12 protein-coding genes are annotated in these 15,011 nt (G+C 71.0%); 4 read left to right on the forward strand and 8 right to left on the reverse strand.

What is annotated here, in order from left to right; all coding sequences use genetic code 11:
- Nucleotides 1-12: 12 nt before the first annotated feature.
- On the reverse strand, nt 13-1,386 hold the full coding sequence (locus OG520_RS09825; protein WP_406012915.1) for a M16 family metallopeptidase: 1,374 nt from the start codon (nt 1,384-1,386) through the stop codon (nt 13-15).
- 270 nt (nt 1,387-1,656) lie between these two features.
- Between OG520_RS09825 and OG520_RS09830 the strand changes: the two genes are divergently transcribed.
- Entirely contained in the window at nt 1,657-4,107 is a 2,451-nt protein-coding gene (locus OG520_RS09830) for a DNA topoisomerase (ATP-hydrolyzing) subunit A (RefSeq protein ID WP_406012916.1), read from the forward strand.
- A 30-nt stretch (nt 4,108-4,137) separates the two neighbouring features.
- Here OG520_RS09830 and OG520_RS09835 read toward each other — a convergent pair whose 3' ends face one another.
- Nucleotides 4,138-5,253, reverse strand: a complete 1,116-nt coding sequence (locus OG520_RS09835; RefSeq protein WP_399330448.1) for a CobW family GTP-binding protein — start codon at nt 5,251-5,253, stop codon at nt 4,138-4,140.
- 21 nt (nt 5,254-5,274) lie between these two features.
- The gene (locus OG520_RS09840; RefSeq protein WP_406012917.1) at nt 5,275-6,435 is read right to left on the reverse strand and encodes a citrate synthase/methylcitrate synthase; all 1,161 of its coding nucleotides are present in this window, start codon (nt 6,433-6,435) and stop codon (nt 5,275-5,277) included.
- 109 nt (nt 6,436-6,544) lie between these two features.
- Here OG520_RS09840 and OG520_RS09845 point away from each other — a divergent pair, with 109 nt between their 5' ends.
- From OG520_RS09845 to OG520_RS09855, 3 genes are all read left to right on the forward strand, one after another.
- Nucleotides 6,545-7,861, forward strand: a complete 1,317-nt coding sequence (locus OG520_RS09845; RefSeq protein ID WP_406012918.1) for a citrate/2-methylcitrate synthase — start codon at nt 6,545-6,547, stop codon at nt 7,859-7,861.
- Nucleotides 7,862-7,983: 122 nt separating this feature from the next.
- The gene (locus OG520_RS09850; protein ID WP_406012919.1) at nt 7,984-9,705 is read left to right on the forward strand and encodes an ATP-binding protein; all 1,722 of its coding nucleotides are present in this window, start codon (nt 7,984-7,986) and stop codon (nt 9,703-9,705) included.
- A complete protein-coding gene (locus OG520_RS09855; protein WP_399330440.1) occupies nt 9,702-10,385 on the forward strand; it encodes a response regulator in 684 nt (227 codons plus the stop codon). Before OG520_RS09850 ends, OG520_RS09855 begins: the two co-directional genes overlap by 4 nt.
- Before the next feature lie 33 nt (nt 10,386-10,418).
- Here OG520_RS09855 and OG520_RS09860 read toward each other — a convergent pair whose 3' ends face one another.
- From OG520_RS09860 to OG520_RS09880, 5 genes are all read right to left on the reverse strand, one after another.
- Nucleotides 10,419-12,011, reverse strand: coding sequence for a cation acetate symporter (locus tag OG520_RS09860; RefSeq protein ID WP_406012920.1), 1,593 nt, complete (start codon nt 12,009-12,011; stop codon nt 10,419-10,421).
- A complete protein-coding gene (locus OG520_RS09865) occupies nt 12,008-12,451 on the reverse strand; it encodes a DUF485 domain-containing protein (protein ID WP_406016453.1) in 444 nt (147 codons plus the stop codon). Before OG520_RS09865 ends, OG520_RS09860 begins: the two co-directional genes overlap by 4 nt.
- Nucleotides 12,452-12,581: 130 nt before the next feature.
- Nucleotides 12,582-13,259: a response regulator gene (locus OG520_RS09870; protein WP_399330436.1), complete on the reverse strand. Its 678-nt coding sequence runs from the start codon at nt 13,257-13,259 to the stop codon at nt 12,582-12,584.
- A complete protein-coding gene (locus OG520_RS09875) occupies nt 13,256-14,419 on the reverse strand; it encodes a sensor histidine kinase (RefSeq protein WP_406012921.1) in 1,164 nt (387 codons plus the stop codon). Before OG520_RS09875 ends, OG520_RS09870 begins: the two co-directional genes overlap by 4 nt.
- Nucleotides 14,416-14,934 carry a DUF1453 domain-containing protein gene (locus tag OG520_RS09880; RefSeq protein ID WP_406012922.1) on the reverse strand — a complete coding sequence of 173 codons (519 nt, stop codon included), beginning with the start codon at nt 14,932-14,934 and terminating at the stop codon, nt 14,416-14,418. The genes OG520_RS09875 and OG520_RS09880 overlap by 4 nt, the downstream gene beginning before the upstream one ends.
- Nucleotides 14,935-15,011 lie beyond the last annotated feature (77 nt).

Below are 15,011 nucleotides of genomic sequence, written 5' to 3' on the forward strand. Positions count from 1 at the left end.
CGGCAGCGTCGGTCACTTGTCCGCTCCTTCGTGCGCGTCGGCGTCGGTCTCGTCGGTGTCCGCTGCGTCCGCGGGCTCGGCCGATTCGACCGGCTCGTAGACCAGCACCGCGCGGTTGTCGGGGCGCAGCTGGGCCTTGGCGGCCGCCTGGACCTCCTCCGCGGTGACGTCGAGCACCCGCTGCACGGCGGTCAGGGCGAGCTGCGGGTCGCCGAACAGCACGGCGAACCGGCACAGTTCGTCGGCGCGGCCGGCGACCGTGCCGAGCCGGTCCAGCCACTCACGCTCCAACTGGGCCTGCGCGCGCTCCATTTCCTCGGCCGTGGGGCCCTCGGCGGCGAACCGGGCGAGCTCCTCGTCGACCGCGGCCTCGATCTGCGGCACCTCGACGCCGCCGGACGTCTTGACGTCCAGCCAGCCGAGCGACGGCGCACCGGCCAGCCGCAGCAGCCCGAACCCGGCCGCCACGGCCGTACGGTCACGGCGGACCAGGCGGTTGTGCAGCCGCGACGACTCGCCGCCGCCGAGCACGGTCAACGCGAGGTCCGCCGCGTCGCACTCGCGGGTGCCGTCGTGCGGCAGCCGGTAGGCGGCCATCAGCGCCCGCGCCGGAACCTCCTCGTGCACCTCCTCGCGCAGCTGCTCGCCGATGATCCCGGGGAGCGCGCCGTCGCGCGGCGGCTGCTTGCCGTCGTGGGACGGGATGGAGCCGAAGTACTTCTCGATCCAGGCCAGGGTCTGCTCGGGGTCGATGTCGCCGACGACCGAGAGCACCGCGTTGTTGGGCGCGTAGTACGTACGGAAGAAGGTGCGGGCGTCATCGAGGGTCGCGGCGTCCAGATCGGCCATCGAGCCGATCGGGGTGTGGTGGTACGGGTGGCCCTCGGGGTAGGCCAGCGCCGTGAGCTTCTCGAACGCCGTGCCGTACGGGACGTTGTCGTAGCGCTGGCGGCGCTCGTTCTTGACGACGTCGCGCTGGTTCTCCATGGACTCTTCGTCGAGCGCAGCGAGCAGCGAGCCCATGCGGTCGGCCTCGAGCCACAGGGCCAGCTCAAGCTGGTGCGTGGGCATGGTCTCGAAGTAGTTGGTGCGCTCGAAGCTGGTGGTCCCGTTGAGCGAACCGCCGGCCCCCTGCACCAGCTCGAAGTGGCCGTTCCCCTTGACCTGGCCGGATCCCTGGAACATCAGGTGCTCGAAGAGGTGAGCCAGACCGGTGCGCCCCTCGACCTCGTGGCGCGAACCGACGTCGTACCAGAGGCAGACCGCGGCGACCGGGGTCAGATGGTCCTCGGAGAGCACCACGCGCAGGCCGTTGGCCAGGCGGTGCTCGGTCGCTGTCAAGCCGCCGGAGCCGGCCTGAGCGGTGGCCGTGTGACCCATGGGCATGTACGTCCCTTCGATCGCGATACTGGATTTCCTGCGAGACCTGCCACTTTAAGCAAGCGCACGGACCCCTGGCGAAGTTCCCATACCGCGGAAGTTCGCGTGAAAGAGGGGCGCATCCCCCGCGCGACGGGTCGAAAAACCGACCCGACCGGGGCCTGGGACGCCTCTTGGGACGGGTCGAGGTCGGCGATGTCAGTGCGGCGGTCCACAATGGTCCGCGTCAGAACCTGAGGTTGCCCGAACAGAATCCGTGAAGGAGTCGCAGCAGCGATGGCCCGCCGCAGCACGAAGACCCCGCCGCCGGACGACTTCGAGGAGAAGATCCTCGACATCGACGTCGTCGACGAAATGCAGGGCTCCTTCCTCGAGTACGCGTACTCGGTGATCTACTCACGGGCCCTGCCCGACGCCCGTGACGGCATGAAGCCGGTGCACCGCCGCATCGTCTACCAGATGAACGAGATGGGCCTGCGCCCCGATCGCGGCTTCGTGAAGTGTGCCCGCGTCGTCGGCGAGGTCATGGGTAAGTTGCACCCGCACGGGGACGCGTCGATCTACGACGCGCTGGTCCGTCTGGCGCAGCCGTTCTCGATGCGGCTCCCCCTGGTCGACGGCCACGGCAACTTCGGCTCGCTCGGAAACGACGACCCGCCGGCCGCCATGCGGTACACCGAATGCCGGATGGCCGACGCGACGTCACTGATGACGGAGTCGATCGACGAGGACACCGTCGCTTTCCAGTCGAATTACGACGGCCAGGAGACGGAGCCGACCGTTCTCCCCGCCGCGTACCCGAACCTCCTGGTCAACGGGTCGTCCGGGATCGCGGTCGGTATGGCGACCAACATGCCGCCGCACAACCTGGGCGAGGTCATCGCCGCCGCCCGCCATCTGATCAAGCATCCGGGCGCCGACCTGGAGACCCTGATGCGGTTCGTGCCGGGTCCCGATCTGCCCACCGGTGGCCGGATCGTGGGCCTGGGCGGCATCAAGGACGCGTACGCCCGCGGGCGCGGCACGTTCAAGATCCGTGCGACCGTCTCGGTGGAGAATGTGACGGCCCGCCGCAAGGGCCTGGTCGTCACCGAACTTCCCTTCTCCGTCGGCCCGGAGAAGGTGATCGCCAAGATCAAGGATCTGGTCTCGTCGAAGAAGCTCCAGGGCATCGCGGACGTGAAGGACCTGACCGACCGCGAGCACGGCCTGCGCCTGGTCATCGAGGTGAAGAACGGCTTCGTGCCGGAAGCCGTTCTGGAGCAGCTCTACAAACTGACGCCGATGGAGGAGTCCTTCGGCATCAACAACGTGGCGCTGGTCGACGGACAGCCGCTCACGCTGGGGCTCAAGGAGCTCCTGGAGGTCTATCTCGACCACCGCTTCGACGTGGTGCGCCGGCGCAGCGAGTTCCGCCGCGGCAAGCGCCGCGACCGGCTGCACCTGGTCGAGGGCCTGCTCGTCGCGCTGATCGACATCGACGAGGTCATCCGGATCATCCGGTCCAGTGACAATTCGGCGCAGGCGAAGGAGCGGCTCATCGAGCACTTCTCGCTGAGCGAGACCCAGACCCAGTACATCCTGGACACCCCGCTGCGTCGGCTGACCCGGTTCGACCGGATCGAGCTGGAGAGCGAGCGGGACCGGCTCAACAGCGAGATCGACGAGCTGACCGCCATCCTCGAATCGGACACCGAGCTGCGCAGGCTCGTCTCCACCGAACTGGCCGCGGTCGCCAAGAAGTTCGGCACCGACCGGCGTACGGTGCTGCTGGAGTCGGCCGGTTCGCAGGTCGCCTCGGTGCCGCTGGAGGTCGCGGACGACCCGTGCCGGGTGCTGCTGTCCTCGACCGGTCTGCTGGCCCGTACCGCCAACGACGAGCCGATCGTTCTCGCCGAGGACGCCAAGCGTTCCAAGCACGATGTGATCGTGTCGGCCGTGCCGGCGACGGCCCGTGGCGACGTGGGCGTGGTGACGTCGACCGGCCGGCTGCTGCGGCTCTCGGTGATCGATCTGCCTCAGCTGCCGGACACCCACGCGGCGCCCAGTCTTTCGGGCGGGGCGATGGTCGCCGAATTCCTCACCCTGGAGAACGACGAATCCGTCATCTGCCTCACCACGCTCGACGAGGCCTCCCCCGGCCTGGCGATCGGCACCCTTCAGGGAGTCGTCAAGCGGGTGGTGCCGGACTACCCGGCCAACAAGGACGAGCTGGAGGTCATCGCCCTCAAGGACGGTGACCGGATCGTCGGCGGCGCCGAGCTGCGGACCGGCGAGGAGGATCTGGTCTTCATCACGTCCGACGCGCAGCTGCTGCGCTACCCGGCGGCGCAGGTGCGGCCGCAGGGCCGGCCCGCCGGTGGCATGGCAGGGGTCAAGCTCACGGCGGACGCCGAGGTGATCTCGTTCACCGCGGTGGATCCGGCGGCGGACGCGGTGGTGTTCACGGTCGCGGGCTCGCACGGCACGCTGGACGACTCGGTGCTGACCTGCAAGCTCACCCCGTTCGACCAGTACCCGCGCAAGGGCCGGGCCACCGGTGGTGTGCGTTGTCAGCGGTTCCTCAAGGGGGAGGACGTCCTGGTGTTCGGCTGGGCGGGCGAGACGCCTGCCCGCGCCGCGCAGCAGAACGGCACGCCGAGCGAGCTGCCCGAGCCCGACCCCCGGCGCGACGGTTCGGGGACGCCGCTGGCCAAGCCGGTCGCGGTGATCGCCGGCCCGGTGTAGCAGGCCGGCCGGACGACGCGTGGCGCAGCGCTACGCGTCGTCGCCGGGCCTTTGTACGTACCGCAGGACGCCCCACATGCTTCGTTCATGTGCGGCGTCCTGCGTCGCGTCCGGGCCCGGCGCGGCGCTCTCCCGGCAGGCGGCCAGCTCCTTGTGCAGGGCCTCCGGGGCGATGCCCGAGCCGATCAGCACCAGCTGGGTCCGGCGCGGTTCGTCGCGCTTCCAGGGCTGCGGGTCGAACCGCAGGAACCTGCCGACCGCATGCAGGGCGTACTTGTTCGCCCGGTCGCCCACGCCGAAGTCGACGAACCCCTTGATCCGGTAGAGGCCCTGCGGCCGGGAGTCGAGAAACTCCATCAGGCGGCGGGGGTTCATGGGGACGTCCGCGACGAAGGACACGCTGTCGTACGCGGCGTGGAGGTGGTGCGCATGCCCGGCGCCGCCCTCTTCCCCGTCCCGCTCCGCCAGGAGCAGATCCTCGAAGGTGAGCTGACGCACCTTCTCCTCGCTGTCCGGCCGCAGCGCCGGGTCGAAGAGCAGCTCGGGGTCGACACGTCCGTACGTGGCGCAGATGACGGCTGCCGCGCCGCCGGCGGGTGCGCCTGCCGCGGCGACGGCGCCCCGGATGCGGGTCTGTTCCTCGCTCCCGACCCGGTCGGTCTTGTTCAGCACGACGAGGTCGGCGACGGCGAGGTGGCGGTCGATCTCCGGGTGGCGCTCCCGGGTGGCGTCGAACTCGGCGGCGTCGACGACCTCCACCAGTCCCCCGTACACGATGTGCGGATTGTCGCTGGCCAGGAGCATGCGCACGAGTTCCTGCGGCTCGGCCAGTCCGCTGGCCTCGATGACGATCACGTCGAGACGGGCGGCGGGCCCGGTCAGCGTCTCCAGGAAGGTGTCGAGTTCGCTCGCGTCGACCGCGCAGCACAGGCAGCCGTTGCCCAGCGAGACCGTGGAGCCGACCTGTCCCGAGACCGTCATGGCGTCGATCTCGATGGCGCCGAAGTCGTTGACGATCACGCCGATCCGGTTCCCCGCACGGTTGCGGAGGAGGTGGTTGAGCAGCGTCGTCTTGCCCGATCCCAGGAACCCCGCAAGGACGATGACCGGGATCTGCTGCTTGCGGGGCGGGGACGACGGGTTCAACGGGGACCTCTCTCGGGGACCTCAGGGCATGGGGACCGGCTGCGGCGGGGGCGTCCCGACGTAACGGGCCGCCGGGCGGATGATCTTCGAGTCCTCCGCCTGCTCCAGGATATTGGCGCTCCAGCCGACCACCCTCGCCGCGCAGAAGGTCGGTGTGAACATCTCGCGTGGCAGCCCGCACAGCTCCATGACGACCCCGGCGTAGAACTCCACGCTGGTGTGCAATTCCCGGCCCGGCTTGAGCTCGGCGAGGATCGCCTCGACCTGGCGCTCGACCTCGACGGCGAAGTCGACGAGCGGGCCGCCGAAGCCCTGGGCGATGCCCCGCAGCATCCGTGAGCGGGGGTCCTCGGTGCGGTAGACGGGGTGTCCGAAGCCCATGATCCGTTCGCCGGCGAGCACTCGTTCGCGGATCCAGCCGTCGATGCGGTCGGGGGTGCCGATGGCGTCCAGGGTGTCGAGCGCCCGGCTGGGCGCTCCGCCGTGCAGCGGTCCGGAGAGCGCGCCGACGGCCGCCACCAGGCAGGCCGCCATGTCGGCGCCCGTGGAGGCGACGACGCGGGCGGTGAACGTCGAGGCGTTGAAGCCGTGGTCGATGGTGGAGATCAGGTACTGCTCCACGGCCCTGACCCGCGCGGCGTCCGGAACGGAGCCGGTGAGCATGTAGAGGTAGTTGGCCGCATGGGGCAGGTCGTCGCGCGGCTCGACCGGTTCGAGCCCCTGACCGAGCCGGTGCAGGGCGGTGAGCACGGTGGGGACGGCGGCGCAGGCGGCCAGTGCGTCGGCGCGGCGCCGGTCGGCGGCGATGTCGTACACCGGCCGGAAGCCGGCGGAGGCGCCGAGGAGCGAGAGGGCGGTGCGCAGACCGGCCAGGGGCCCGGAGACGGCTCCCGCCCGCGCTATGGCGGGCAGCGCCTCGCGCACCTCGGCGGGCAGCCGGCGCAGGGAGGCGGTACGGGCGGCGAATTCGGCACGGGCCGCGGCGTCGGGCAGCGCGCCCTCGGACATCAGGTACCAGACGTCCTCGAAGCTGCGGGTCCGTGCCAGTTCGATCGCCGAGTACTGCCGGTAGTGGTAGAAGCCCTCGTGTCCTCGGACGTCCCCGAGGGCCGTGTCCGTGACGACGACGCCTGCGAGGCCTCGGGGTACGTCGAGCGGGGTTCCGCTGGTCATGGTCGGCATCTCTTCCTCCGTGAGCGTCCCGGCGGGTCTCATTGATATTGATTTCGACCATCTATGATTGATTCAATCCCGTCAACATTGATTGAATCAATATGGATACGGTTGCGACATGAAGGATCAAGCAACGCCCGGCGACGGTCCGGAGGCGACGGCTCCGCGGCGGCTCAGCACCCGGGAGGCGGCCGAGCGTCTCGGGGTGAAGCCCGAGACGGTGTACGCGTACGTCAGTCGTGGCCAGCTGAGCAGCAGGCGCGCTCCGGGCGGACGCGGCAGCACGTTCGACGCCGCGGAGGTCGACGCGCTGGTCCGGCGCACGGGCCGCAAGGCCCCCTCCCCCGCCACCGGTGATCTGGTCTTCCGTACCGGCATCACGCTGATCGAGGGCGACCGCTACTACTTCCGTGGCGTCGACGCGACCGAGCTGGCCCGGCGGTACGCCTACGAGGAAGTCGCCGAGTGGCTCTGGACCGGCGAGCTGCGGCCCGGCGTCCGCTTCACGGCACCGGCCGAGGCGCTGGCCGCGGCGCGCCGGGCGGTCGGCGCGCTGCCCGCGCACAGCGGCTCGACGGACCGGTTGCGCGTGGCGGTGGTCGCCGCGGCGACCGCCGATCCGCTCCGCTTCGACCTCTCGCGCGAGGCGGTGCTCGCCGCCGCGCGGAGCCTGGTTCCGACCCTGGTCGGTGCACTGCCCCTGGCCGCGGACACACCGTCGGCGGCCGAGGGAACCGAGGGACCCCCGGACCCGGGCGGCCCCGGACTGGCCCGGCAGCTGTGGTCGAAGCTCACCCCGCGGCCGGCCGACGAGCCGTCGGTCGCAGCGCTGGACGCCGCACTCGCCCTGCTGATCGACCACGACCTCGCGGCGTCGACACTGGCCGCCAGGGTCGCCGCATCCGCCCACGCCCATCCGTACGCGGTGGTCTCGGCGGGCCTCGGAGTCCTGGAGGGCCCGCTGCACGGGGCGGCGAGCGGGCTGGCACACCGGATGCTGGCCGAGGTCCTGGAGCGGGGGTCCGCGGCCCCGGTGGTCGCGGACCATCTCCGCACCGGACGCAGGGTGCCCGGACTCGGCCACCGTCTCTACACCTCCGAGGACCCGCGGGCGCGGGCGCTGTTCGCCCTGCTCGGCCGGGTGCCGGAGGCGGCCGGGGCGCTCGCCGCGGCACGCGACGTGGTCACCACGATGGCCCGGCACTCTCCTCTGCACGCCAATGTCGACCTGGCGCTCGCCGTGCTCTCGGTCTCCTGCGGCATGTCGGCGGAGGCCGGCGAGACGGTGTTCGCGGTGTCCCGCACGGCCGGCTGGATCGCCCATGCCCTGGAGGAGTACGGGGAGCGGCCCCTGCGAATGCGTCCCAGCGGCGAGTACGGCGGCCCTCGTCCGCCTCAGCCGCTGCCCGCCGCCACGGGTGGACCGCCGCGATAGACGGTTGTGGTGCGGCGCGATGCACGGCTGCCGTCCGGGCAGGGCCCGGCCTGGCCTGCTCAAGCGCCCGGCCGCGCGAGGGGATTTCGGAAAGCACCGGAATGCCCTTTACCGTTCATACGATGAGCGCCCCACCGCCCACCGCCAGGAGAGCACGCCGGCTCGGCTGGCCCCAGCGGGTCTTCTCCCAGGTCCTGCTGATGCAGCTGGCCATCGCGACCGGCGTCACCGTGCTCGCCACCGGCCTCTTCCTGGCACCGCTCAGTGCCCAGCTCGACGACCAGGCGATGCGCCGTGCCCTGGCCATCGCGCAGAGCACGGCGGCCCAGCCGGGGCTCACCGAGGAGCTGCTCGCCACGGACCCGTCGCCCACCGGACCCGTGCAGTCCGCGGCCGAGCGGGTCAGGCGTGCCACCGGCGCCGAGTACGTCGTCGTCATGGACCGGCGCGGGGTGCGCTGGTCGCACACCGACGCCGACGAGATCGGCAAGGTCGTCTCCACCGACCCGAGCGACGCGCTCGCGGGCCGGAACGTCATGGAGATCGACAGCGGGACGCTCGGCCGCTCGGCCCGCGGGAAGGTCCCGCTGCGCGACGAGGCGCAGCACATCGTGGGCGCCGTCTCCGTCGGGATCGCGTACGACAGTGTCCGCGCCCGGCTCCTCGCCGCGATCCCCGGGCTGTTCGCCTACGCGGGCGGTGCGCTCGCCGTCGGGGCGCTGGCCGCCTATCTGATCTCCCGGCGCCTCCAGCGGCAGACCCACGACCTCGCGTTCTCCGACATCTCCGCGCTGCTGACGGAGCGCGAGGCGATGCTGCACGGCATCAGGGAGGGGGTCGTCGCACTCGACCGGACGGGCAGGATACGGCTGCTGAACGACGAGGCGCAGCGGCTCCTCGGCCTCGGCCCCGACGCAGCGGGCCGCCCGCTGGACACCGTCCTCGGCGCGGGACGGACGGCCGATGTGCTGGCGGGCCGGGTGCTCGGCGACGATCTGCTGACGGTGCAGGGCGCCCGGGTCCTCCTCGCCAACCGGATGCCGACCGACGACGGCGGCGCCGTCGCCACCCTCCGCGACCGCACCGAACTCGAACACCTCGGCCGCGAACTCGACTCGACGCGCGGCCTGATCGACGCGTTGCGGGCCCAGGACCACGAGCACGCCAACCGGATGCACACGCTCCTGGGGCTGCTGGAACTGGACATGCACGAGGACGCCATGGAGTACGTCACCGAGATCGTGGGCGTCCACCGGGCGACCGCCGAGCAGGTCACCGAGAAGGTGCACGATCCGCTGCTGGCCGCGCTCCTGGTCGGCAAGGCGACCGTGGCGGCGGAGCGCGGTGTCGCGCTGCGCATGGCCCCGGGGACGCTGCTACCGGACCGGCTGGTGGACCCTCGCGGGCTGGTCACGGTCGTCGGCAACCTCGTGGACAACGCACTGGACGCGGCTGCCGGAGCGGACGGTGCCCTGGTCGAGGTGGGCCTGCGCGCCGAGGGCCGTACGGTGGTGCTGCGGGTCCGTGACAGCGGCCCCGGAGTTCCGCTCGGGCAGCGCGAATCGATCTTCACGGAGGGCTGGTCGACGAAGGAGGTCCCGGCGCACGGCAAGCGCGGCCTGGGCCTCGCCCTGGTGCGACGGCTGGCGGAACGGCAGGGTGGCGGCGTCACCGTCGACGGGGCCGTGGACGGCGGCGCCGAGTTCACCGTCGTACTGCCGGAGGCCCTTGCGGACCCGGATCTGACGAAACCGGAAGTGACTGGGTCCGAAGTGGCCCGGTCCGAAGTGGCTGGACCGGAAATGACCGAATCGAATACCGGCACCGCGGGAGAAACTCAGTGATCGAGGTCCTGGTGGTGGACGACGACATCCGGGTCGCGAAGGTCAACGCGGCCTACGTCTCCAGGGTGCCGGGTTTCCGGGTGACCGCCCAGGCGCACTCCGCCGCCGAAGCCCTCGCCACGATCGAGAGCCGACGCGTGGACCTGGTGCTGCTGGACCACTACATGCCCGACCGCAACGGTCTGGCCATGGTGCGGGAGCTGCGCACGCTCGGCCACCACACCGACGTGATCATGGTGACGGCGGCGCGCGATGTCGCCACCGTGCAGGAGGCCATGCGGCACGGTGCCCTGCAGTACCTGGTGAAGCCGTTCGCGTACTCGGGGCTGCGCACCAAGCTGGAGGCATACGCGGCGCTGCGCCACACGCTGGAACGCGGCGGCGAGGCCGAGCAGGACGAGGTGGACCGACTCTTCGGCGCCCTGTGGGCAGCGGGCGAGCCCGATCTGCCCAAGGGGCACTCGCCGACCACGGCGGAACTGGTCAGGCAGGCGCTCCGGAGCGCGGACGGGCCGCTCTCCGCGCAGGAGATCGCGGAGAGCGCCGGCATGAGCAGGCAGACCGCCCAGCGCTATCTGAAGCTGCTGGAAAGGACCGGCAGGGTGCGGCTGACACTGCGGTACGGCGAGACGGGCCGCCCGGAGCACCGCTACACCTGGTCCACCGGCGGGCAGGCCTGACCGGTCCCGTCCGTACGGTGCGGGGGCACCGGACTACACCGCACCCGCCCCGGTCAGTGCGCGGACCTCGGTCTCCGCGTGCTTGGCCTCGTCCGGCGGATCGGTGGAGGTGACCGTTCCGACCCAGCCGGCCAGGAAGCCCAGGGGGATGGAGACCAGCCCGGGGTTCTCCAGCGGGAAGAGCTGGAAGTCGACGCCCGGGAAGAGCGAGGCGGGGCTGCCGGAAACGACCGGGGAGAGCAGCACGAGCAGCACTGCGGGAATCAGCCCGCCGTAGACGGACCAGACCGCTCCCCGGGTGGTGAAGTTCCGCCAGAACAGGGAGTACAGGAGCACCGGAAGGTTGGCCGAGGCGGCGACGGCGAAGGCGAGCCCCACCAGGAACGCCACGTTCAGGTCCTGGGCGACCAGACCGAGTCCGATGGCGGCCACCCCGATCGCTGCCGCGGCCACCCTGGCCACGGCGACCTCGCTGTACTGCTTGGAGCCGGGGCGCCTGAGCGAGGCGTAGAGGTCATGGGCCACGGAGGCGGACGAGGCGAGCGTGATACCCGCGACGACGGCGAGAATGGTCGCGAAGGCGACTGCGGCCACCACGGCGAACAGGATCGTTCCGCCGGTGGACCCCTCGCCGCCGCCGAGCACCAGGGCCAGCAGCGGAACCGCCGTGTTCCCCGCGGGATTCGACGCCCGTACCTCGGCCGAGCCGACCAGGGCGGCCGCCCCGAATCCGAGCGCAATGGTCATCAGGTAGAAGCTGCCGATGAGCCCGATCGACCAGACGACCGAACAGCGGGCCGCACGGGCGGTGGGCACGGTGTAGAACCGCGACAGGATGTGCGGCAACCCGGCCGTACCGAGCACCAGGGCCAGCCCCAGGCTGATGAAGTCGATGCGCGCGGTCCATGTACCGCCGTACCGGAGACCCGGCGCGAGGAACCGGTTGCCGTGGCCACTCCGTTCGGCGGCGGAGTTGAGCAGGGCGTTGAAGTCGCCGTGGAAGCGGATCAGCACGAGAACGGTGAGCACGACTGCTCCCGCCATCAGGAGAACGGCCTTGACGATCTGGATCCAGGTGGTGGCGCGCATCCCGCCGAGCGACACGTAGATCACCATGAGCGCCCCGACGCCGATGACGGTCCAGGAGCGGGCGGCGCCGCTCGTTCCACCGAGAAGCAGCGCGACCAGACTGCCCGCGCCCACCATCTGTGCCACCAGATAGAGCACGGAGACGGTGACGGACGAAGTGCCCGCCGCGATCCGGACCGGGCGCTCCGCCATCCGCGCCGCCACCACATCGGCGAGCGTGAACCGGCCGCAGTTGCGCACCAGTTCGGCGACCAGCAGCAGGACGACCAGCCAGGCGACGAGGAAGCCGACCGAATAGAGCATGCCGTCGTAGCCGAAGAGGGCGATCAGACCGGAGATGCCGAGGAACGACGCGGCCGACATGTAGTCGCCCGCGATGGCGAAACCGTTCTCCATGGGGGAGAACAGACGGCCGCCCGCGTAGAACTCCTCAGCCGAGCCACGGCGGTTACGGCTCACCCAGGTGGTGATGGCGAGCGTCACTGCGATGAAGGCGCTGAACAGCAGGAGCGCCAGCGTCTGGTGGTTCCCGTTCAAAGCCCGGCCCCCCGCGTCATCTCCTGTGTCTCCCACCGCAGCTCGAGTGCGGCCCGGTCCCTGCGCAGCCGTGCGTGGCGCGCGTACGCCCCGGTGAGAAGGAAGGTCGTGAGGAACTGCCCGAGCCCCGCGACCATCGCGACATTGACCGCCCCCGCCACCGGGCGGGCCATCAGTCCGGGCGCGGTGATCGCGGCGACGACGTAGACGAGGTACCAGACGAGGAAGGCGATGCTGGCGGGGATGACGAACCGCCGGTACCGGCGTCGCACCTCCTGGAACGCCCCGCTGCGCTGCACCTCCAGATAGATGTCGGCCGCACTGTGGCCGCGCCGCGGATCCGGGGGCCCTGGTGGTCCCGTGGGAGCGAAACTCCCCGTACCGTCCAGCTCGCCCCATCCGGAGGCCAGCGCGTCGTACCACGGGTCGTCGAGTCGCATCGCTGCGGCCTCACGCCCTGCTTCCTTCTCCACGAACAACTCCCCTTGTCCACGGACCACTTCGGCCGTGTACCCAAGAATGGGCAGATCGGGAAGATCCCGGGCACTTCATTCGCCGGTCTTCACCTCTTCAGGTGACAGTCGATCCGGGCGGCTGTGCGAGGCCCCGAACGTACGCATAGCGAACGGCCTGTGCCCGGTCACGCACTCCGGCCTTGGCGAAGAGATTGTTGATGTGGCTCTTCACGGTGGCCTGCGAAATGTGCAGCCTGCGGGCGATCTCCAGATTGGACAGGCCTTCCGCGATCAGTACCAGCACTTCCAGTTCACGTGGCGTCAGGCCGTCGGGCAGCTGTTGCTCGGCCACCGGCGCCGGCAGCGGCGGGCTCGTGGTCACGCGCTCCAGCAGACGGCGCTGCACGCTCGGCGAGAGGCCGGCTTCTCCGGACAGCACGGCCTGGATGGCCCGCACGATCTCTTCGCCCCCGGCGTCCTTGGTGAGATAGCCGCGGGCTCCGGCCTGCAGTGCGGGGAAGAGCGAGTCGTCGTCCGCGAATGTCGTGAGCACCACCACCTGGGTCCCTGGATGGTCCTTGCGGATCCGCCGTGTCGCCTCCGCCCCGTCGCACCGGGGCATCCGCAGATCCATCAGCACGACATCGGGGGCCAGTTCGGCCACGAGCGCCACGGCCTCCTCACCGTCCTTCGCCGCTCCGACCACCTCGATTCCGGGCAGCAGCCCCAGCAGCATCACGATCCCTTCACGCACCACCGACTGGTCGTCGGCAACCACGACCCGCGCGTTCACGCGGGCACCCGCAGACTCACCACGAAACCCTCCTCACCGGGGCCGGCCTCCAGCGTCCCGCCCATCAGCTCGGCCCGTTCCCTCATCCCCAGCAGACCGTATCCGGAGCCGCTGCCGGACAGCTCGTCCTCGGGTCTGTGTCCACCCGAATCCCTGACCTCCAGGGCGACTTCGTCCGGCAGATACTCCAGCCGCACGAGAACCCTGGCCCCCGGTGCGTGCTTGCGCACATTGGTCAGGGCCTCCTGCGCCACCCTCCGGACCGTCTGCGACGCCTCGGCGGTCAGCGTCCGCCGCTCCCCCGCCACGCTGACCTGCGCCGGTTCGGCAGCCACCAGCTGCTGCAGGAAGTCCTCCACCGGAGAGACCTCGCCCCGGAGCGCGGAGAGAGCCTGGCGGGTCTCCGCGAGCCCCTCACGCGCCATGGAACGCGCAGCCACGACCCGCTCCAGCACCCGGTCCCGGAACTCCCCCGCCGGCTCCCGCTCGATCAGCAGCCGCGCCGCCTCCAGATGCACCAGCTGAGCCGAGAGGCTGTGGGCGAGGACGTCGTGAATCTCCCGCGCGATCCTGGCCCGCTCGTCCAGCGCGGCCGTCTCGGCCTCCGCCTCGCGGGCCGCCCGCTCCTGCACGAGGAGCCTCTGGGCACTGCCCCGTGCCTCGGCATCCAGTCGGAGCACATAGCCCGCCAGTGAGAGACCCGCTGTGGACATGGCGGTGGAGAGCCAGCCATCGGTGTTGACGACGGCGTACGCGCCGAGGGCGACGGCCGTCGCCGGGAGGCCTGCCGTGAGCGGCAACCGCTCCAGTGCGGTGACCGCGCAGCCGCACCACAGGATCAGCGCGGGCAGATCGGCACCGGCCTGTTGCGCCCCGAACGCCGTCAGCATCAACAGCGCCAGCAGTCCGAGCGACGGCCACAGCCGGTGCTCCAGGCTGGTCCGGAAGAACGCCCATGCGGCGAACGCGCAGCCCAGCACGCCCACCAGCCCGAGCACGATCTCCCAGGGCCCGAACTGTCCGCCGCTGAATGTGCCCCAGAGCATGGCGGTGAGCAGCCCCACCCGGACGGACCAGGTGATCACCGATCGCGGACGGGTGCGGCTCGTGCCTGACAGGGCTTCCCAGGTAGGCCAGCTGGTCCAGGTCGTACGCGTCACACGCGGTCCTTCCACGCCGACCGCCCCATCATCCCGCCGACGGAGCCACCGTACGCCGGACCCATCTGCCGTGCCCGCCACATCAGCACACCACCGCGCGCCGCCAGCGTCACCGCGAGGGCCGACAGAAGGGCCGCGGTGCCCTGGTGTATACCCATCAGCGCGGCAGCCCCGTAAAGGGCCGCCCGCAGCGCCAGTCCCCCGGTCCAGACGAAGACGGTGGCCCTGGTGCCCTTGCTCCAGAGCGAGCCGTCCGACTCGCGCCACAGGCGGGTGGTCCAGCCCCAGCCGGCGCCCGTCACGAGCCCCACCGCCAGCTCCACGCCCAGGACCGCCATGGACAGCGCCGTGTGACGCGGATCCACCAGTCCGGACTCGCGCACCGACAGGACGAGGAGAACGCCCGGCAGGACCCACCAGCGCCGGTCGTCCGTGATCTGCCGTGCCGAGCACTGGCGCACGACGACGACGGCGATCACTGCGCCGATCACCAGAACATTGACGAGCCCTGACATGGCAGCCTCCGATGTGCGGGAAGGTTGAACGCCTTCGACGCTACGGAAACGGCCGGGTCAGGGCATCGGCTCAGGGG

Source organism: Streptomyces sp. NBC_00984 (assembly GCF_045162475.1).
In the GTDB taxonomy this organism is placed as follows: domain Bacteria; phylum Actinomycetota; class Actinomycetes; order Streptomycetales; family Streptomycetaceae; genus Streptomyces.